The 19,361-nt window shown below is 28.5% G+C and carries 16 protein-coding genes and 1 riboswitch; of the genes, 8 read left to right on the top strand and 8 right to left on the bottom strand.

Annotation, left to right across the window (positions count from 1 at the left end):
* The 3 genes from fba to Q1J60_RS10615 all read right to left on the bottom strand — a co-directional run.
* A partial coding sequence (fba, locus tag Q1J60_RS10625; protein ID WP_300261948.1) for a class II fructose-1,6-bisphosphate aldolase occupies positions 1-785 on the bottom strand: 785 nt, incomplete at its 3' end.
* An 84-nt stretch (positions 786-869) separates the two neighbouring features.
* Entirely contained in the window at positions 870-1,304 is a 435-nt protein-coding gene (locus Q1J60_RS10620; RefSeq protein ID WP_300261947.1) for a DUF4363 family protein, read from the bottom strand.
* Positions 1,301-1,999, bottom strand: a complete 699-nt coding sequence (locus tag Q1J60_RS10615) for a DUF421 domain-containing protein (RefSeq protein WP_300261944.1) — start codon at positions 1,997-1,999, stop codon at positions 1,301-1,303. The genes Q1J60_RS10620 and Q1J60_RS10615 overlap by 4 nt, the downstream gene beginning before the upstream one ends.
* Positions 2,000-2,129: 130 nt before the next feature.
* Here Q1J60_RS10615 and Q1J60_RS10610 point away from each other — a divergent pair, with 130 nt between their 5' ends.
* Positions 2,130-3,785: a nucleoside kinase gene (locus tag Q1J60_RS10610; protein ID WP_300261942.1), complete on the top strand. Its 1,656-nt coding sequence runs from the start codon at positions 2,130-2,132 to the stop codon at positions 3,783-3,785.
* 90 nt (positions 3,786-3,875) lie between these two features.
* On the opposite strand, the gene Q1J60_RS10605 is transcribed toward Q1J60_RS10610, so the two are convergent.
* Together Q1J60_RS10605 and Q1J60_RS10600 are read right to left on the bottom strand one after the other, a co-directional pair.
* On the bottom strand, positions 3,876-5,372 hold the full coding sequence (locus Q1J60_RS10605) for a UDP-glucose--hexose-1-phosphate uridylyltransferase (RefSeq protein ID WP_300261940.1): 1,497 nt from the start codon (positions 5,370-5,372) through the stop codon (positions 3,876-3,878).
* Positions 5,373-5,434: 62 nt separating this feature from the next.
* Positions 5,435-6,598 carry a galactokinase gene (locus Q1J60_RS10600; RefSeq protein ID WP_300261936.1) on the bottom strand — a complete coding sequence of 388 codons (1,164 nt, stop codon included), beginning with the start codon at positions 6,596-6,598 and terminating at the stop codon, positions 5,435-5,437.
* A gap of 223 nt (positions 6,599-6,821) precedes the next feature.
* Here Q1J60_RS10600 and Q1J60_RS10595 point away from each other — a divergent pair, with 223 nt between their 5' ends.
* Positions 6,822-7,844, top strand: a complete 1,023-nt coding sequence (locus tag Q1J60_RS10595; protein WP_423249129.1) for an aldose epimerase family protein — start codon at positions 6,822-6,824, stop codon at positions 7,842-7,844.
* 37 nt (positions 7,845-7,881) lie between these two features.
* Here the strand turns inward: Q1J60_RS10595 and mglC are convergent, their stop codons facing one another.
* The 3 genes from mglC to mglB form a co-directional block, all read right to left on the bottom strand.
* Positions 7,882-8,910, bottom strand: a complete 1,029-nt coding sequence (gene mglC, locus Q1J60_RS10590; protein ID WP_300261931.1) for a galactose/methyl galactoside ABC transporter permease MglC — start codon at positions 8,908-8,910, stop codon at positions 7,882-7,884.
* Complete coding sequence (gene mglA, locus Q1J60_RS10585; protein ID WP_300261927.1) at positions 8,882-10,429, bottom strand: galactose/methyl galactoside ABC transporter ATP-binding protein MglA; 1,548 nt, start codon at positions 10,427-10,429, stop codon at positions 8,882-8,884. Before mglA ends, mglC begins: the two co-directional genes overlap by 29 nt.
* A 73-nt stretch (positions 10,430-10,502) precedes the next feature.
* Positions 10,503-11,567, bottom strand: a complete 1,065-nt coding sequence (gene mglB, locus Q1J60_RS10580; protein WP_300261924.1) for a galactose/glucose ABC transporter substrate-binding protein MglB — start codon at positions 11,565-11,567, stop codon at positions 10,503-10,505.
* A 238-nt stretch (positions 11,568-11,805) separates the two neighbouring features.
* On the opposite strand from mglB, the gene Q1J60_RS10575 reads away from it, so the two are divergent.
* The 6 genes from Q1J60_RS10575 (at position 11,806) to Q1J60_RS10550 (ending at position 19,357) form a co-directional block, all read left to right on the top strand.
* Positions 11,806-12,819 carry a LacI family DNA-binding transcriptional regulator gene (locus Q1J60_RS10575; protein ID WP_300261921.1) on the top strand — a complete coding sequence of 338 codons (1,014 nt, stop codon included), beginning with the start codon at positions 11,806-11,808 and terminating at the stop codon, positions 12,817-12,819.
* 113 nt (positions 12,820-12,932) lie between these two features.
* Positions 12,933-13,042: riboswitch (TPP riboswitch) on the top strand.
* Between the two features lie 75 nt (positions 13,043-13,117).
* Positions 13,118-13,912 (top strand): bifunctional hydroxymethylpyrimidine kinase/phosphomethylpyrimidine kinase, encoded by a 795-nt coding sequence (thiD, locus tag Q1J60_RS10570; protein ID WP_300261919.1) that lies wholly within the window; start codon positions 13,118-13,120, stop codon positions 13,910-13,912.
* A gap of 11 nt (positions 13,913-13,923) precedes the next feature.
* A complete protein-coding gene (gene thiM, locus Q1J60_RS10565; protein ID WP_300261916.1) occupies positions 13,924-14,721 on the top strand; it encodes a hydroxyethylthiazole kinase in 798 nt (265 codons plus the stop codon).
* Positions 14,714-15,337 carry a thiamine phosphate synthase gene (gene thiE / locus Q1J60_RS10560; protein ID WP_300261913.1) on the top strand — a complete coding sequence of 208 codons (624 nt, stop codon included), beginning with the start codon at positions 14,714-14,716 and terminating at the stop codon, positions 15,335-15,337. Before thiM ends, thiE begins: the two co-directional genes overlap by 8 nt.
* Positions 15,338-15,562: 225 nt before the next feature.
* Positions 15,563-17,350 carry a DNA helicase RecQ gene (gene recQ / locus Q1J60_RS10555; protein WP_300261910.1) on the top strand — a complete coding sequence of 596 codons (1,788 nt, stop codon included), beginning with the start codon at positions 15,563-15,565 and terminating at the stop codon, positions 17,348-17,350.
* Between the two features lie 84 nt (positions 17,351-17,434).
* On the top strand, positions 17,435-19,357 hold the full coding sequence (locus tag Q1J60_RS10550) for a PrkA family serine protein kinase (RefSeq protein WP_300261907.1): 1,923 nt from the start codon (positions 17,435-17,437) through the stop codon (positions 19,355-19,357).
* The last annotated feature ends 4 nt before the right edge of the window (positions 19,358-19,361 follow it).

The following is a 19,361-nucleotide window of genomic DNA, read 5'->3' as shown; positions in this document are numbered from 1 at the left end:
TTTCTTGGGTCAAATCCTTTTCCTTCTAAGTCTTTTCCAGCTTCTATATATTTACGAGTAGCTTCAGCAAATGATAATTGACACTCAGTATTAACATTTATTTTTGATACTCCTAATGATATAGCTTCTGCGATCATATCTGAAGGGATTCCAGTACCACCGTGTAATACTAAAGGCATATCTCCAGTAGCATCTTTAATGTTAGCTAAAGCTTCAAAGTTTAATCCAGCCCAGTTTTCAGGATATTTTCCGTGAATGTTTCCGATACCAGCAGCTAACATAGTAACTCCTAAGTCAGCTATTTGTTTACATTCAGCAGGATCTGCTATTTCTCCAGCTCCAACAACACCATCTTCTTCTCCACCGATTGATCCAACTTCAGCTTCAACTGATACATTTTTAGCAGTAGCTAAGTCGATTATTTCTTTAGTTTTAACTATGTTTTCTTCGATTGAGTAGTGTGATCCATCAAACATTACTGATGAGAATCCAGCAGCCATAGCATCTATAGCTCCTTGATAACTACCATGATCTAAGTGTAATGCTACAGGAACAGTTATTTTTAACTCTTCTAACATTCCATTAACCATTCCAACTATTGTCTTGAATCCACACATATATTTAGCAGCGCCTTCTGATACTCCTAATATAACTGGTGAGTTATTTTCTTGAGCAGTTAATAATATAGCTTTTGTCCATTCTAAGTTGTTTATGTTGAATTGACCAACAGCATATTTTCCTTCTCTTGCTTTATTTAACATTTCTTTTGCGTTAACTAATGCCATTTTGTTTACCACCTTTCAAAATCTTTCATTAACTTTATGCAGGGACATAAAAAGTCCATGTGGGACTTACCCCTTTCACTAACATTATAAACTAAAATTATTATAAATTCCACAATAAAATATATTTTTTAGGTTTGAATTTAAAATATTACCTATATTTACTTTATGAATATCCTTTATATGCTTTGTATAGCTCTTAATTATGTGTACAGAGGATAAAGCGTTTGAATCATCTTCAGTTTTTATATATTGAGTTAAACTAAGTATTTCTTTGCTTAAATTATCTAATTGTTCATGGTTTATGTAAAGAGATAAAGAAACATAATTTTCTTCTAAGAAATTACTTAAGATTAAAGACTCTTCATAAGCTTTGTAAAAGTCTCCTTTATTTAAGGAATTTTCTATTTTATTGCTATAATCATTTACCTTATCACATACATCTATTAGTTTACTATTAAAAAATAGAACAGAAATAAGGAGTAAAAAAAATATTAATGATGAAATTATGGTGTTTTTCATAATATGATATCCTCTTTATCTTTCTGATTTTTTCTTTGAACAAATAATTTTCCATTAGAATTTATCATTATTAGGAATAATTTATCCCTAGGTGGATAATTAAGAGATTTTAGTTTTTCATCCAACCATTTTTCATCTTTGTTAATTCTTTGTAGAGCCTTTTTGTTTAAACGTCCTCTTTCCAATAAAACAACTGGAATTTTTGATTCATTTTGCTTTATGTTTAAATCTTTTCTTTTAACAGTGTCACAAGCGCTTTTAGGAATAATTGATATGGTTCCATTAGTTTCTATAATCGCATATTCAATGTCACTTATATCTAAATAACCAGCACTTCGTAACTCTTCTAATATATCATTCATTGTTAACCTTTGTTTTTTCATCATTTCTAGATTGATTTCTCCATTACTTATTATTATGGAAGGAGTACCATCTAGGAGTTTTTCGAATAAACGGCTATGTTGTTGGATTTCAGATATTAATATTTTCACAAATAAAAGTGTAATTATAGGTACTATTCCTAAAAGGAGAGGAAGACGAGTATCTTGCATTGGTAAGGATGCTAGATCGGATAGCATTAAGGTTATTACAAGTTCATAAGGTTGTAACTCCCCAATTTGACGTTTACCCATAAGTCTAATACTTATAATTACAATAAAATAAAGTATTGCTGTTCTTATAAAAGTTATTAGCATAAAAAACACCTCCTCTAATAAAATAGGGTAACAAATTTAAAGGATATTTATACATAAATAGATAAATTTTTTTTAGTTTTAAGTGTATAATAACAATAAGGTTGCTTATAAGTAGAGAGGAATGGTGTTTATGAAAAGCTTTAGGGTTAATGTAAATGGGGAAAATTTATTATTTAATGAGGGAGAAAAATATTCAGCAATTTTAAAAAAAGACTATATAAATGAAAAAATACCTATTACTTTAGTTAGGCAAAAGAATAAGTATTATGAATTTACTGACTTAATAAATAAGGATGGAGATATAGAACTTGTAAATATAAGTGATCCACATGGGAAAATAGCTTATAGTAGAACTTTACAGTTTGTATTTATAAAAGCAACTTTAGATTTATTTAAGGAGGCTAGAATAAATATAGAGCATTCTATAAGCAAGGGAACTTTTGGGGAAATTCACAAAGAAAAAGCTTTAGATGAAGAAGATATATTAAAAATAAAGAAAAAAATGCAAGATATAATATATAAAAATATTATAATAGAAAAAATAAAGATGCCAAAAGAAGAGGCTATAGATATATTTAAATCTTATAAGATGAAGGATAAGGTTGATTTATTACATTGGGTTCAAGAAAAGTATGTAAACTTATATAAATTAGAGGATAGATATGATTATTTTTATGGAGATATGGCATACTCTACAGGTGTTTTAAAATATTTTGATTTAATATATTATGATCCAGGTTTTATACTTATGGTGCCAAGCCATAAGAATCCAACAGTTGTACCTATATTTAAGGAACAAAAAAAGTTATTTAATGTGTTTAGAGAAAATGAAACATGGCTAAATATATTAGGAACTCCAGATGTAGGTTCATTAGATTATAAATTAGTTGGAGAAGAGTGTTCAGATATAATAAGAGTTTCTGAAGCTTTACATGAGAAAAAAATAGCGCAAATAGCAGATATGATAAGTGAAAGAAAAGATGTTAAAATTGTTTTAGTAGCAGGACCTTCATCTTCAGGAAAAACAACATTTTCAAAAAGACTTGCTATACAGCTAAGAGTTAATGGTTATATACCAATAGCTATATCATTAGATGATTATTTTATAAATAGAACTCACACTCCTTTAGATGAAGAAGGAAAACCAGATTTTGAATCTATAAATGCCTTAGATTTAGAATTATTTAATAAGAATCTTTATGATATTTTAGATGGTAAAGAAGTGGAAATACCTTCTTATAATTTTAAAATAGGAGAAAGAGAATGGTTAGGTAATAAAATTAAACTTCCTGATAATGGAGTACTTGTTATAGAGGGAATACATGGACTAAATCCAAAACTTACTGAAAAAATTAATTCAAAGAATAAGTTTAAGGTTTATATTTCAGCTTTAACACAATTAAATTTAGATAACCATAATAGAATACCAACTACAGATGTAAGAAAAATAAGACGTATAGTTAGGGATTTTTTATCAAGAGGATATGGAGCAGAGCAAACTTTAGAAATGTGGAGTTCTATAAAAAGAGGAGAGGAAAAAAATATATTTGTTTATCAAGAAGAAGCAGATGTTATGTTTAACTCAACTTTAGTTTATGAATTATCAGTATTAAAGGAGTATGCTCTAAGAGAATTGGAAAAAGTAGATAAAAACAGCGATGTTTACTATGAAGCTAAAAGAATAATAAATACATTAAAGTTTTTTGTTGAAGTTAAACCAGAAAGAGTACCGGAAAACTCAATTTTAAGAGAGTTTATAGGAGGAAGTTGCTTTTATAAGTATTAGTTTAAAAATAATATAATAATAGTATATTAAAATAAATGGGATGCATCAAAATAAAGCATAAGTTTTATTAGTGATACATCTCTATTTTATTTAGCTATTAAGTGAATTTGTAAATCTGTTGAAACCTTCTAAGCCTTCTTTATTTAATTTAAACACACCACAATGTTCTAAAACAGATACGAATTTATTTGATAATTCTTTATTTACAAAGTCATTTAAATCTGTTGATGATTTTAAATAATCAAATTTTTTCTTTAATTCAAGAACCCATGATTTGTGGTATTCTTCAATATTATCTAAAGAAATTTCATTTTTTAAGTATTTTTTTATTTTTTCAAGCTCATTTAGAAGTCTTCCAGGTAAAACAGCAAGTCCCATAACTTCTATTAAACCTATATTCTCCTTTTTGATGTGATGAACTTCTTCATGAGGATGGAATATTCCAAGAGGATGTTCTTTAGAAGTTCTGTTATTTCTAAGAGATAAATCAACTACGAATTTTCCATCTTCCTTTCTTACCATAGGTGTTATTGTATTATGTGGTTCATTATTAGAATAAGCTAAGATATCTAAAGATACATCTGAATAATCTCTCCATTTTTTTAGTATTAAATCAGAAGCTAATACTAGAGATTCTATATTTTCTCCTCTTAATCTTATAGTAGAAATTGGCCATTTAATAGCTTCGCACTCTAAATCTTCAAATCCATCTATAGAGAAATCAAATAGTTTCTTAGCATCATTCATAGGGAATCTATGGTTACCTCCTTGATAATGCTCATGGGAAAGAATAGAACCTCCAACTATAGGTAAATCAGCATTTGAACCAGCAAAGTAATGAGGGAACTTATCCACAAAACTTAATAAATTTTTAAAGGTTGAAATATCTATTTTCATTGGAACATGCTCTTCTGAAAGTATTATACAATGTTCATTATAATAAAGATAAGGAGAGTATTGAAGCATCCAGGTTCTATCATTAAGATTTAATCTTATCATTCTATGATTAGCTCTATCAGGATGATTTACTGTTCCCTCATAGCCCTCATTTTCTATACATAATAAACATTTTGGATAATTACTTTTAACAGAATTTCTTGCTAAAGCTATTTCTTTAGGGTCTTTTTCAGGTTTTGATAAATTTATTGTAATATCCATATTACCATATTTAGATGGTGCTTTAAAATTTATATTTTTAGATATTCTATCAGTTCTTATATAATTTGAACTTTTACTTAAAGAGTAGAAATAATCTGTGCTTTCTTTAGGTGAAATAGCATATCTTTTGTAAAATTCCTTATTTATTAAAGATGGTATAGGCAAAAATATATTCATTATATCACTAGAAAATATATCTTTTGAATACAAAGCATCTTCTATGATTTTCTTTTCTATAGCTATATTTATTAGTTCATTTAATGTATCATGAAAAGAAAGAGTAAGCTTTTCTTGGTATGGAGTATAATTATCTTCATTGAATACACTAAGAAGTCTATTTCTAGTGTACACAGTATCCGTGTCTTCTATGAGATTGTTATTTGTTGATATTTCTATTAATCTATCTATTAAAGCATTTAAATTATACATCAAAAATCCCCCTTAATTGAATTGAAGAGGCTATCTTTAGTTTAGATAGCCAAAGTTTTATTTTAAAGTTCAGTAGGGCCATTACCTATAGAAGCAACGTAGAATGATGCATCATATCCTATAGTATCCTTGTAAGCCTGTCCAACATTTTTTATGAATTCATCAACATGATTATTATTAACTATTGCTATAGCACATCCACCAAAGCCAGCACCAGTCATACGAGCACCTAAAACACCAGGTTGTTTCCAAGCATTTTCAGCTAGAGTATCTAATTCTTTACCAGTAACTTCATAATCATCTCTAAGGGAAATATGAGACTGGTTCATAAGTTGTGCGAATAATTCAATATTATTTTCTTTTAAAGCTTTTACAGCATCTTTTACTCTTTCATTTTCAGAAATAGCATGTGTACATCTGTGTAATTTATTAGAATCATCTATTTTATCTTTATATGTTTCAAGTTCTAATGGAGTTAGTTCGCAAAGAGAAGAAATATTGGTATATTTCTTTAAAGTATCTAATGAATCATCACATTCTTTTCTTCTTTCATTATATTTAGAATCTGCAAGTTCACGTCTCTTATTAGTATTCATTATAATGATTGAATTATCTCCTAAATTTAAAGGAACATATTCATAATATAAGCTATTGCAGTCAAGTAAAATTGCCTTATCCTTTTCTCCTAAAGAAATAGCAAATTGATCCATTATACCACTATTAACACCTATATAATTATTTTCAACCTCTTTACCTATTAGTGCTGCATCTACTTTTGAGATATTAAGTGAAAAGAATGTATCTAAAATTTTTACTATTAACATTTCTAAAGAGGCTGAAGATGAAAGACCAGCTCCGTTTGGAAGATTTCCATTGATAACTAAGTCAATACCTTTATCTATTTTATAGCCTTTTTCTATAAGCACTTTTAGTACTCCTTTAAGATAGTTTGTCCAATTATCCTCTTTTTTATAAGATAAATCATCTAAAGAAAACTCTATTATGCCAAGAGATTCAAAGTTAAGAGAGTAAGCTCTACAAATTCTATCATTTCTTAAGCTTGCTGCTGCAAAAGTTCCAAGAGTTATTGGACAAGGGAATACGAATCCTCCATTGTAGTCAATATGTTCACCTATAAGATTTATTCTTCCTGGTGAGAAAAATAATGAAGTTGGTTCTTTACCAAAATTATTAACAAAAGTTGATTTAAGTGTATTTAATTCCATGATATACCTCCTAATAGAAAATCTGTAATATAATTATACGATTACAAAAAATAAAAATCAAATATTTTACTAAAAATTTTACTATTTTTATTAAGTTGTTTTTAAATATAAAATTTTTTATAAAATTCTTAAAATTAGCATGTTTAAGAGGATAAAGATTGTTGAAAAAGTCTTAGTAAGTTGTTAGAATTAAATTATAAATATGAGAGGGAGAGTGAATGATTTGGTTATAGAAAGTAAAATTAATGATGAAATAAGTAAAATAATATTAAAAAATGATAAAGTTTATGTGGAAATATTAAATTTAGGAGCTGTTATAGAAAAAATAAATGTAGAGGATAGGTATGGAAATAAAGAGAATATAGTACTTGCTTATAAAGATGAAGAAAGTTACATTGAGAATCCTTCAAGTTTAGGTGCTGTAGTAGGAAGAGTAGCAGGGAGAATAGGAAATGGTTCCTTTAAATTAAATGATGTTAATTATGAGTTAGATAAAAATAATAATGGAAATTGTCTTCATGGAGGATATAAAGGTTTTAGTAAAAAAATTTGGGATTACTCATATAATGAGGATGAAGAAAACTCTATAGTAACATTTACTTGTTTTAGTAAGGATGGAGAAGGAGGATTCCCAGGAAATTTAAATGTTAAGGTTACTTATTCTCTTGAATGGAACAAACTTTCTATAGAATATAGAGCTTCTTCAGATAAAGACACAGTAGTAAACTTAACTAATCATTCATATTTTAATTTATCAGGAAACAATAAAAGAAATGTATTAGAACAAAAAATTTATATAGATTCAGACAAAATATGTGAGTTAGATAAAAATTTAATTCCAACAGGAATTTTTTTAAGTGTAGAAAAAACACCTTTTGATTTTAGGGAAGCAAAAAACATAGGTGAAGATATAAATAAAAATAACTTGCAACTAGAAATTGGTTCAGGATATGATCATCCATGGATTTTAAATAAAAAAGGTGATTTTGATTTAATGTTAGTAGATGAAGTATCAGGAAGAATTATGAAGGTTAAAACAAATCAAAAAGCAGTATTATGTTATTCTATGAATTTTCCAGATGAATTACCTTTAGAAAATGGCAAAGTAGCAAAGAAGCATGATGGAATATGTTTTGAAACACAAAGTTTGCCAATAGGATATGATGATTGTTTTTTAGAGGATATAATACTTAAAAAAAATGAAGAGTATTATCAAAAAACAACTTTTGAATTTAAGTGTATATAAAAATGTATGGAAGAAATATTCTTCCATACATTTTTTATTAGTTCTTTTTCATGTATTTTCTCATATCAAGAGCTACAGCTAGAACTATAATTAAACCTTTTATAACGAATTGTAAATAAGGGCTAACACCTATAAAAGCTAGACCATAGTTTATAACTTGGAATATTAAAACACCAGTTACTATTCCAGGAACAGTACCAACTCCACCAGCAGTAGAAACTCCACCAACAACACAGGAGGCTATGGCATCTAGTTCATACATTTCACCAGTACTAGCAGTGGCGCTACCAACACGACCAGCTTCTAGAGTACCTGCAAAGCCATAAAGAACTCCAGCTAACAAATAAACTAATAAAAGTGTTTTAAAAACATTTACGCCTGAAACTACGGCAGCCTCTCTATTACCACCTATAGCATAAAGATTTTTACCAAATTTAGTTTTATTCCATAAAGTCCAAATTATAGCTATTGCAATAATTGCATATATAACTAAATAAGGTATTTTTATATTTCCATACACAGGTATGGATCCAAGTGTAAATTTACTAAATGATTGGCTAAGACCACCTATTGGCATAGCTCCATATGGAGGTCTATCAAAGTATATTGAGTTTAATCCATATATTCCTGTCATCATTCCTAGAGTAGCTATAAATGGAGGAACATTAAATTTAGAAACAACTAATCCATTTACAAGACCAACTATTCCACAAACAGCCATAGATATTAAAATTGGAATAAATATTGGTAATTCTGGTAAATTAGGATACATTTTATATGCATAATCTCCAGCTTGAAGTAAAGAAGCTGAAACTACGGCAGCAAGACCAACAGTTCTACCAGCAGAAAGGTCAGTACCTTCAGTTAAAAGTATTCCTCCAACCCCAAGAGCTATTATTATACGCGAAGAGGATTGACTTAATATATTAATAAAGTTTTTTAATGATAAGAAATCTGGTGAAATAATACAAATTCCTATTAATAAGGCCACTAAAACTATATAAATAGCATTATTCATTAACCATTGGCTATTTAAATTAAACTTTTTCTTTGATTTTGTTTGCATTGTTAACTCCTCCTGTTACTGATAGATATTTTGCAGATAGATGCATAATTTCCTCTTGGGTAGTTTCATTAGCATTAACTATGCCAGAAACTCTACCATTACTCATGACTAGTATTCTGTCACATACACCTAAAAGTTCAGGCATTTCAGAAGAAACCATAATTATTCCTTTGTCTTCTTTAGCAAGTTCATTTATAAGTTGGTATATTTCAAATTTAGCACCAACATCTATACCTCTAGTAGGCTCATCTAGAAGTAGTATTTCAGGTTTTCTAAGAAGCCATTTTCCAATTACTATCTTTTGTTGATTACCACCAGAGAGGCTACCGATTAGAGTTTTTTGGCTTGGGGTTTTTACTTTCATTGAATCTATAACCCACTGAGTATCCTTATATATTCTTCCGTTTGCTAAAAGACTTGTTGAGGTTTTATAACTATCTATATTAGCTATTATAGAATTAAAATCTATAGGTAATTTTCCAAAGATTCCAGTTTGTCGTCTTTCTTCAGTAACAAGAGCAAACCCATTTTGCATAGCCTTAAAAGGCTTACTGTTATCAACTTTTTTGCCGTGTAAAATTATGTCCCCAGAGCCCTTTTCTCTAAGGCCAAATAAGGTTTCTAAGGTCTCAGTTCTTTTAGCGCCAACAAGACCTGCAATTCCTAAAATTTCTCCTTTTCTAAGTCTAAAGGAAACATTCTTTAATTCATTTTTTGTATCACTAAGATTATTTACTTCTAAAATAGTTTCTTTAGGAATATGATCCTTTTTAGGGAATCTATCAGTAAGTTCGCGTCCAACCATAAGTTTGATTATTAAATCCATAGTCAGATTTAATGCGTTTTCAGTAGTAATTAATTTACCATCTCTCATTATGGTAACTTCATCAGAAATCTCTAATATTTCTTCCATCTTATGAGAAATGTAAATTATACTTATTCCTTGCTTTCTAAGTTTATTTATTATTTTAAATAAGTGACTTACTTCTTTTTCTGTTAAAGAGGAAGTAGGCTCGTCCATTACTATTATTTTAGAATTATACGAAACAGCCTTGGCTATTTCAACCATTTGCATTTGAGAAACAGATAGAGTAGAAACTTTATCTTTAGGATTAACATTTATATCTAAATCTTTAAAGATTTTTTTTGTTTCATCATACATTTTCTTTTCATCTATAAAAAGTCCTTTTTTAGGATATCTTCCAAGCCAAAGATTATCCATAACATTTCTTTCTCTAACTTGATTTAGTTCTTGGTGAACCATAGATACTCCGTTATCTAAGGCGTGTTTTGAATTTTTAAATTGTACCTTTTGGCCAGAAATAAAAATTTCTCCTGAATTAGGGTGATATATACCAAATAGACATTTCATTAATGTTGATTTGCCAGCACCATTTTCTCCCATTAAGGCATGCACAGACCCTTTTTTTACTTTTAATGTTACATTATCTAAGGCTTTAACCCCAGGGAATTCTTTAGAGATATTTCGCATTTCTAACAGGTTTGAAGAGTCTTTCATCTTTTTTTACCTCCTGTTTTATTAAGGGCGTATATCAAAATTTATTTTGATATAGCCCATTTATTTTTATGAATTATTTATATGAATCTTCAGCAACATTGATATTATCCTTAGTTATTCCTACATATGGAACACGGATTGATCTTTTATCATCAAGTTTCCAACTAGTTCCTTCATTTATATCTTTTCCATTTACTAAATTCATACAAGAATCCACTAGCGCTTGAGCTTGGTTCTTAGCATCATTTAATACTGTACCAGCCATTTTACCAGCTTTGATTTTATCTAAAGCTTCTGGAATAGCATCAACACCATATATTGGAACAAATTTTTCAGGTGTTCCATCTAGATAGCCTGCTTTTTCAAGAGAAGAAATAGCACCTAAGGCCATTCCATCATTATTACAAATTACCATTTCTATATTGTCACCATTTTTAGCAAGCCAAGCATCCATTTTTTCAGTAGCTTTAGTTGAGTCCCACATAGCTGTATCCATTGCTAACTCTTCAGTTTCTATACCTGCCTTTTTTATTGTTTCAACAGAGTATTTTGTACGAGCTTCTGCATCAGGATGACCAGGTTCTCCTTTAAGCATTACATATTGGATTTTTCCATCACCATTTTTGTCCCAAGCAGGATTAGTTTTCCAACCTTCTGCCATTACTTCTCCTTGGATTACTCCTGATTCTTCAGAAGTTGTACCAACATACCAAGCCTTATCATAGCTTTGCATAACAGATTCATCTGGTTCCTTATTAAAGAATATTACTGGTAAGTTATCTGCTTTAGCTTTATCTATTACAGTAGGAGCAGATTTAGGATCAACTAAGTTTATTGCAAGAATATCAACACCCTTAGCTATCATAGTATCTACTTGTTCTATTTGTTTAGATTGATTATTTTGAGAGTCATTAATTAATAACTCAGCTTTTCCATTACAAAGTTTTTCTATATTTCTACGTTGGTATGACATGAAGTTATCTTCAAAACTATAAATTGTAGCTCCTATCTTAGGTGAATCGTTTTCTTTTGGCGTATCACCAGATGATTCAGTAGAGGATGAACCTCCACCACACCCAACTAAAGTGCCCATAGTTAAAGCTGAAATTAAAATTAGTGCTAAACCTTTCTTTTTCATAATAAGTCCTCCCTATTTTACCTTAAAACTTTATTGTAATTTTAAAACTTTATTGTAATTTTAAAACAATTATAACATAAAATGTTTATTAAGCAAGTAAAAATTGTTAAAAATAATAAAAAAATAGGTATAATTTAACATTTATTTGGTTAAATTTTATAGATTATACAAAGAAAATGTTAGAAAATTTTAGTAAAAAAATATATAATATAAAATAAGAAAAGTAAGGAGTGATTATGTGGCTACTATTAAAGAGATTGCAAAAGGTGCTGGAGTTTCAATAGCTACTGTATCTAGAGTTTTAAATTTAGATGAAACTCTTAATGTATCTGAAGCAACAAGGAAAAAAGTAATGGAAATAGCTGAAGAGTTAAATTATGTACCAGTAAAAGAAAGAAAAAATAAAATAAAAAATTATAATATAGGAATAGTTTATTGGTACACAGAAATACAGGAATTAAACGATCCATATTTTCTTTCAATAAGAATGGCAGTTGAGAAAAAGTGTAATGAAGAAAAAATTAAGTTCAAGCCAATAGATTTTCAAAAGATAATTAATGAGGGAACAAGAGAATATACAGATTTAGATGGTATATTAGCTATTGGAATATTTGAACACGAAGAGATAAGATTAATGGAGAAGTTATCTAAGAATATAATTTTTGTAGATTCTTCTCCAGAAGAGTTGAAATACGATTCAGTGGTAGTAGATTTTAAATATGGAGTAAATATTTGTTTAGATTATTTAACATCCTTAGGTCATAAAGATATTGGATATTTAGGTGGTGAATCAATTCCGCATAATGGTAATGAGTCTGCAAGAAAAGTAAATTACAGAGAAAAAACTTTTAAAGAATATATGGAGAAAATGGGTAATTATAAAGAAGAATGGGTTCTAAAGGGAAGATTTTTACCAGAGCATGGTTATGAACTTATGAAGAAGGTATTAAAAGAGAAGAATCTTCCTACAGCATTTTTTATAGCAAGTGATCCTATGGCTATAGGAGCTTATAAAGCAATATTTGAAGGAGGTTTAAGAATACCAGAGGATATAAGTATAGTAGGTTTTGATGACATATGTACTGCTAAATTTTTAACTCCTTCCTTGACAACGATAAAAGTTTTTACTGATCATATGGGCAGTATTGCGGTTGATACGCTTTTAGAGAGAATGAAGACAGGAAGAGAAATATCTAAGAAAATAGTTTTACCTGTAAAGCTTATAGAAAGAGAAAGTTGTAAAAAACTTTAAAAATAAATTCTATTATATACTTAAAATTATAAGATTTAAATTAAAAAATATCAAAAAAAGGTATGTTGAAAAAGATGATGAGCTATGATATCATTTGGAGTAGAAAATAGTATAAAAATAGCTAGGGGGGCCAGTAGTGTTTGGCTGAGATTAGAAATTAAATTTCTTGACCCTTTAACCTGATCTGGTTAATACCAGCGTAGGGAAGCCCAAGACAGATATATTTAAATTGATTTTAAAGCATATATAGCCTTAGGGCTATGTATGCTTTTTCTTTTTTATAGAAGGAGTGAATAATATGAGTAAATTATTTAATGCACTAACAATTGCAGGATCAGACAGTTCAGGAGGAGCAGGAATACAGGCTGATATAAAATCTTTTTCTGCCAATGGAGTCTACGGAATGAGTATAATAACTGCTATAACAGCTCAGAATACTCAAGGAGTTTTTGGAATAATGGATGTTACTCCTGAAATCATAGAAAAGCAGATAGAAGTTATTTTTAATGATATAGAAGTAGATGCCATAAAAATAGGTATGGTATCTAAAATTGAATCAATAGAAGCTATAAGTAATGCTTTAGGAAAAGTGAAAAAATTACCGAAAATAGTATTAGATCCTGTTATGATTTCAAAAAGTGGATTTAAGCTTTTATCGGATGATGCAAAAAATACTTTAATAGAGAAATTAATACCAATATCTACTTTAATAACTCCAAATTTACCAGAAGCAGAGGAGTTATTAGGTAGAGAAATACTTACAATAGAAGATATGAAAAAAGCAGCATTTGATCTTAAAAAATTAGGAGCAAAAAATGTTTTAATTAAGGGAGGTCATTTAGAAGGCGAGGCCACAGATGTTTTATATGATGGTGAAAACTTTATTCTTTTTCATGAAGAGAGGATAGATACAAAGCATACACATGGAACAGGATGTACATTATCATCAGCTATTACAGCTAATTTATCAAAAGGGATGAATATAGCTGATGCAGTAAGATGTGGAAAAGAATATATTACAGGTGCTATAAAAAATGGTTTTGAACTTGGAAAGGGCGTTGGACCAACACACCATTTCTATAAATTTTACTAGGAGGAATAAAAATGGAAGTTTTAAAAAGAGAAAACTCGTTAATACATATCATAACTAATTATGTTACAGTTAATGATATAGCACAAGTAACTATTAATTATGGTGGATTACCTCTTATGGCTACGCATCATGATGAATTAAAAGAGATAACTGGAATGGCTAATGGATTATTAGTTAATATAGGAACTTTAGAACCTTACCAAATGGAGTCATCAATGATTTCTATGAAAATAGCAAAAGAAAAAGGAATTCCATCTGTTTTAGACCCTGTAGGTGTACAAGCATCCAAGCTTAGAAAGGATTTTGCTAAAAAAATAATACTAAATGGATATCCTTCACTTATAAAGGGCAATTTAGCTGAAATAAAAACTCTTATAGGTGAAACTTCAAAGTCAATTGGCATAGATTCCTTTGAGGACTCTTTAAATGAAAATACAAAAAATAAGATAAAGGAATATGCAAGAGAAAGAAATCTTATAGTAGTTGTTTCTGGAGTTGTTGATTTTATAACTAATGGAGAAGAAAGTGCAAGTATTAAAAATGGAACTTATAAAATGAGCAAAATTACAGGTACTGGATGTATGTTAGGAGCTTTATTAACACTAGCTTTAAGTTTCTATGATCATAAAGATTTAAGATTTAAAGAAGTGGTTAAAGCTGTAGCTACATGGGGAATATGTGGAGAATTAGCTGAAGAAAGATTAAGAGAAAAAGATGGATTAATGACATTTAAGCATAATCTTCTAGATGAACTTTCAATTATTAATGATGAAACAATAAAAGAAAGGGAGAAGATTATTTATGAGTAATAAAGATGCGAAAAAATTATATTTAGTAACAGATTATAGGATTCCTTTTAATGAGCTTTTAGAAAAAACAAAGGAAGCTTTAACTGGAGGTGTATCAATTGTTCAATATAGAGCAAAGAATAAAAATACTAAAGAAATGTGTAAAGAAGCTGAGGATTTAAAAAAGCTTTGTGATGATTTTGGAGCATTATTTTTAGTAAATGATAGAATAGATATAGCTTTAGCAGTAAAAGCTCATGGAATTCATATAGGTCAAGATGATATGGAGGTTTCTATAGCAAGAGAAATAATGCCAAAGGACACTGTTATAGGTGTTACTGTTCATAATAAAGAGCAAGCTTTAAAAGCTATGAAAGATGGGGCTGATAACTTAGGTGTTGGAGCTTTATTTTCAACTAGTAGTAAGGATGATGCAACATTAATGACCTTAGAAACCTTAAGAGAGATAAAATCTGTTTCGAATATTCCATTGTATGGAATTGGAGGTATAACCCCTTATAACTTGAATGAGGATATTTTAGAAAATTTAGATGGAGTGGCTGTCATATCTTCTTTATTAAATAGTGATAATATAAGAGAAAAAAGTAAAGAATTTTTAAATATTCTTAGTAAATAATAAAAATTTGAATATTAAACTTAAAATATGAAATAATCAAAAAGAGGTTCTTAATTAATAGAATCTCTTTTTTTATTTAGAGTTTATTTTATAGTATAATATTTATAATTTAGGAACTATTTTAACTAAGTATTAATTTTAGATAGGTATAATTTAATTTTATTTTAGTTACATATTAAGTAAATTTCATATAAGTTAGATAATTAGTAATTTTAGGAGAATGATATGAGAAGAGAGTTTGAGGTATTAAATAATATTTTTGGATATAGGGAGTTTAGAAAAGGTCAAAAAGAGGTAATAGATAAGATTTTAAGTGGGAAGGATGTATTTTGTATATTACCTACTGGAGGAGGAAAATCTTTATGTTATGAAATACCTGCTTATATTTTTAAAGGAACAACACTTGTTATTTCTCCATTAATATCTCTTATGAAGGATCAAGTTGATAACTTAAATTTCTTAGGAATTAATTCTGCTTATATAAGTGGAGGAAATGACTTTGAAGAGGTTAAAGATATACTTAGAAAATTTATAAAAGGAGAATTAAAGCTTCTTTATGTATCACCTGAGAGATTAGAAAATAAATATTTTTTAGATAATATAAAAAAAGCTAATATTGCACAAATTGTAGTTGATGAGGCACATTGTGTATCGATGTGGGGTCATGATTTTAGAAAAAGTTATAGTAAGATAAAACCATTTATTTGTAATCTAAAGAAAAGGCCAATTATTACAGCCTTTACAGCTACGGCTACAGAGATAGTAATGAAGGATTCTATTGAACTTTTAGGTCTTAATGATCCTTTTATTTATAAAGGAAGCTTTAGTAGAGATAATTTAGAGATAAATGTATTAAAAGAAGTTGATAAATTAGAGTGTATAAGTGAAATTATAAGTGAACATGAGGAAGAGTCAGGAATAATTTATTGCTCAACTAAAAATGAGGTTGAGGAACTTTATAAACATATGCTTTATAGAGGAAAATGTGTAGGAAAATATCATGGGTCATTAAAGGATAAGGAAAAAATTTATTATCAAGAAGAATTTTTAAATGATAATTTTAAGGTTATGATTGCTACAAATGCTTTTGGAATGGGAATTGATAAGCCAGATGTTAAGTTTATAATACATTCAACATTTCCAAAAAGTATAGAAAATTATTATCAAGAAATAGGGAGAGGAGGAAGAGATGGAAGCTTAGCGAAGTGTTATCTTCTTTATTCAGAGCAAGATATAAGGGTAATGGACTATTTAATAAGTTCAACTACAGAAATATCTAGAAGGACTATAGAGCTTAAAAAACTAGAAAAAATAATAGAGTTTTGTAATTATGATAAGTGTCTTAGAAAATACATTTTAGATTATTTTGAAGAGAAAAGTTCCATAAAGTATTGTAATAATTGTACTAATTGTTTGAAAAATAGCGATTTAATAGATATGACACTAGAAGCTCAAAAAATATTATCTTGTATATATAGAACAAAGGAAGCCTTTGGAGAAAGTGTTTTAATAGATATTTTAAGAGGAATCCATGGACCTAAAATTGAAAAATATAAGCTATATGAACTTTCAACCTTTGGAATAATGAAAGAATACACAAGTAAGTACATAAAAGATATAATAAATGAACTTTTAGTTATTAATGCTTTAGAAAGAAAAGAAGGTACATATTCTATGCTAAAGCTAAATAGAAGGTCTATAGAAATATTAAGAGGAGAAGAAAAGGTACTTTTAGATATTAATAAGAATGAAGAAAGTATATGTAAGGATTTAGAACTTTTCAAAAAACTTCGTATTTTAAGAAAAGATATATCAAGAAGGGAAGGCGTTAAGCCATACATAGTTTTTACGGACTCAATGATTATGGATATAATAAACAAAAATCCTAAAAGCAAAGAGGATTTAAAAAATATTAGAGGTTTTGGAGAGCAGAAAATAATAAAGTATGGTCCATTTATTCTTACAACATTAAGGGACTATGAAAAGTACAGAAAAGGTGCTATATCAAAATGATACAGCACCTTTTTCTTTTATATGAATATTTTGTCATAGAACATAATAGATAGATAATATATTTAGGATGAAGGAGGGATTACAATGGATTTTAAGGAGTTTATAAAAAGTGATAGAGAAAAACATAATAAACAGAAGTTTAAGGGAACATTTCTTGATTATTTAGAAATTGTAAAAGATAATCCTGATGTTGCAAAACTTTCTCATAAGAGGATTTATGATCTTATTATGGATAAGGGGGTTGAGATATTAAGACCTGAGGAAAATGCAAAAATTAAAAAGGTATATGGTAACGAAAAGATTAAGAAATATAATTTCTTTAAAGAAGATTTTTATGGAATTGATACAGTGGTTATGAAATTAATGAATTATTTTCATTCAGCATCAATGAGAGGAGAAGAAGCAAGACAAGTACTATATCTGGTAGGACCTGTTGGAGCTGGTAAATCCTCTATAGTAGAATCAATTAAAAAGATTTTAGAAACAGCACCACAAGTATATGTTTTAGATGGATGTCCTATGCATGAAGAGCCTTTACACTTAATACCTAAACATTTAAGAAAAGAATTTGAAGATATATTAGGTGTTGAAATTGAAGGTGATTTATGTCCAATTTGTAAGTATAGATTATTAAATGAATTTGGTGGAGAATATGAAAAGTTTCCAGTTTCAACAAAGAATTTTTCAATTCGCTCTAGAAAAGGAATTGGTGTTGTGCCTCCAGTAGATCCTAATAACCAAGATACTTCAATTTTAACAGGATCTATTGACATTTCTAAAATGGATATGTATCCAGAGGATGATCCAAGAATATTTTCATTAAATGGTGCTTTTAATGTTGGTAATAGAGGTTTAGTTGAATTTATTGAGATATTTAAAAATGATGTGGAATATTTACACACTATAATAACTGCAACACAAGAAAAATCTATTCCTTCACCAGGTAAAGGATCAATGATTTATTTTGATGGACTTATAATAGCTCACTCTAATGAAGCTGAGTGGAATAAATTTAAATCAGATCATACTAATGAAGCGATTCTAGATAGAATTGTAAAGATTGAAGTTCCATATTGCTTAGAGCTTAGTGAAGAAATTAAAATTTATGAAAAAATATTAAAGAAATCTAATTTTGATGCTCATATAGCACCTCATACTATAGAAATTGCTTCAATGTTTGCTATATTAACAAGGTTACTTCCTTCTATGAAGGTTGATCCAATTACTAAACTTAAACTTTATAATGGAGAGGAAATTGTAGAAAAAGGAACAACTAAGAGAATTGATGTTTTAGAGTTAAAAGAAGAAGCTGGAACTATGGAAGGGATGAAGGGAATTTCAACAAGATTTATTATAAAAGCAATAGATAATGCTTTAGCAAATGCAGAGAATAAATGTATAAATCCATTAAGTGTTATGGAAAGCATAATAAAATCTATTAAGGATATGGATATATCTAAAGATAATAAGGAGAAATATTTAGGATATATTCAAGATACCATAAGAAAAGAATATAATAATATTCTTGAAAAAGAAATTACAAAGGCTTTTATTCATTCTTTCAAAGAACAAGCAGAAAGTCTATTTAATAATTATATAGATAATGCAGAGGCTTATGTAAATAAAACGAAACTTAAAAATTTTGCAACTAGTGAAGAATTAGAGCCGGATGAAGAATTTATGAGAAGTATAGAGGAACAAATTGGAATATCTGAATCTTCTGCTAAGGGATTTAGAGCTGATGTAACATCATATATGTTCTATATAGTTAGAAGTGGAGGAAAAATGGACTATGGATCTTATGAACCACTAAAAGAAGCCATTGAAAAGAAATTAACAGCTTCAGTTAAGGAATTATCAAGAATAATAACTAAATCTAGAGTAAGAGATAAGGAACAAGATAAGAAATATAATTCAATGGTAAATCAAATGAAAAAAAATGGTTATTGTGAGTATTGTTGCGATGTAATATTAAAATATGCAGCTAATAACCTATGGAAGGATTAAAATA

Source organism: Clostridium sp., assembly GCF_029258205.1.
Taxonomy (GTDB): Bacteria; Bacillota; Clostridia; order Clostridiales; family Clostridiaceae; genus Sarcina.
Note: the sequence above shows the minus strand (reverse complement) of the source record. Positions and strands in the feature narration are given on the sequence as shown.

Bases quoted from the DNA above. Each gene is read 5' to 3' on its own strand.
- Q1J60_RS10620 (WP_300261947.1), bottom strand. From the start codon at position 1,304: ATGAAAAACACCATAATTTCATCATTAATATTTTTTTTACTCCTTATT.
- Q1J60_RS10615 (WP_300261944.1), bottom strand. From the start codon at position 1,999: ATGCTAATAACTTTTATAAGAACAGCAATACTTTATTTTATTGTAATT.
- Q1J60_RS10610 (WP_300261942.1), top strand. From the start codon at position 2,130: ATGAAAAGCTTTAGGGTTAATGTAAATGGGGAAAATTTATTATTTAAT.
- Q1J60_RS10605 (WP_300261940.1), bottom strand. From the start codon at position 5,372: ATGTATAATTTAAATGCTTTAATAGATAGATTAATAGAAATATCAACA.
- Q1J60_RS10600 (WP_300261936.1), bottom strand. From the start codon at position 6,598: ATGGAATTAAATACACTTAAATCAACTTTTGTTAATAATTTTGGTAAA.
- mglC (WP_300261931.1), bottom strand. From the start codon at position 8,910: ATGCAAACAAAATCAAAGAAAAAGTTTAATTTAAATAGCCAATGGTTA.
- mglA (WP_300261927.1), bottom strand. From the start codon at position 10,429: ATGAAAGACTCTTCAAACCTGTTAGAAATGCGAAATATCTCTAAAGAA.
- mglB (WP_300261924.1), bottom strand. From the start codon at position 11,567: ATGAAAAAGAAAGGTTTAGCACTAATTTTAATTTCAGCTTTAACTATG.
- thiD (WP_300261919.1), top strand. From the start codon at position 13,118: ATGAGTAAATTATTTAATGCACTAACAATTGCAGGATCAGACAGTTCA.
- thiM (WP_300261916.1), top strand. From the start codon at position 13,924: ATGGAAGTTTTAAAAAGAGAAAACTCGTTAATACATATCATAACTAAT.
- thiE (WP_300261913.1), top strand. From the start codon at position 14,714: ATGAGTAATAAAGATGCGAAAAAATTATATTTAGTAACAGATTATAGG.
- recQ (WP_300261910.1), top strand. From the start codon at position 15,563: ATGAGAAGAGAGTTTGAGGTATTAAATAATATTTTTGGATATAGGGAG.
- Q1J60_RS10550 (WP_300261907.1), top strand. From the start codon at position 17,435: ATGGATTTTAAGGAGTTTATAAAAAGTGATAGAGAAAAACATAATAAA.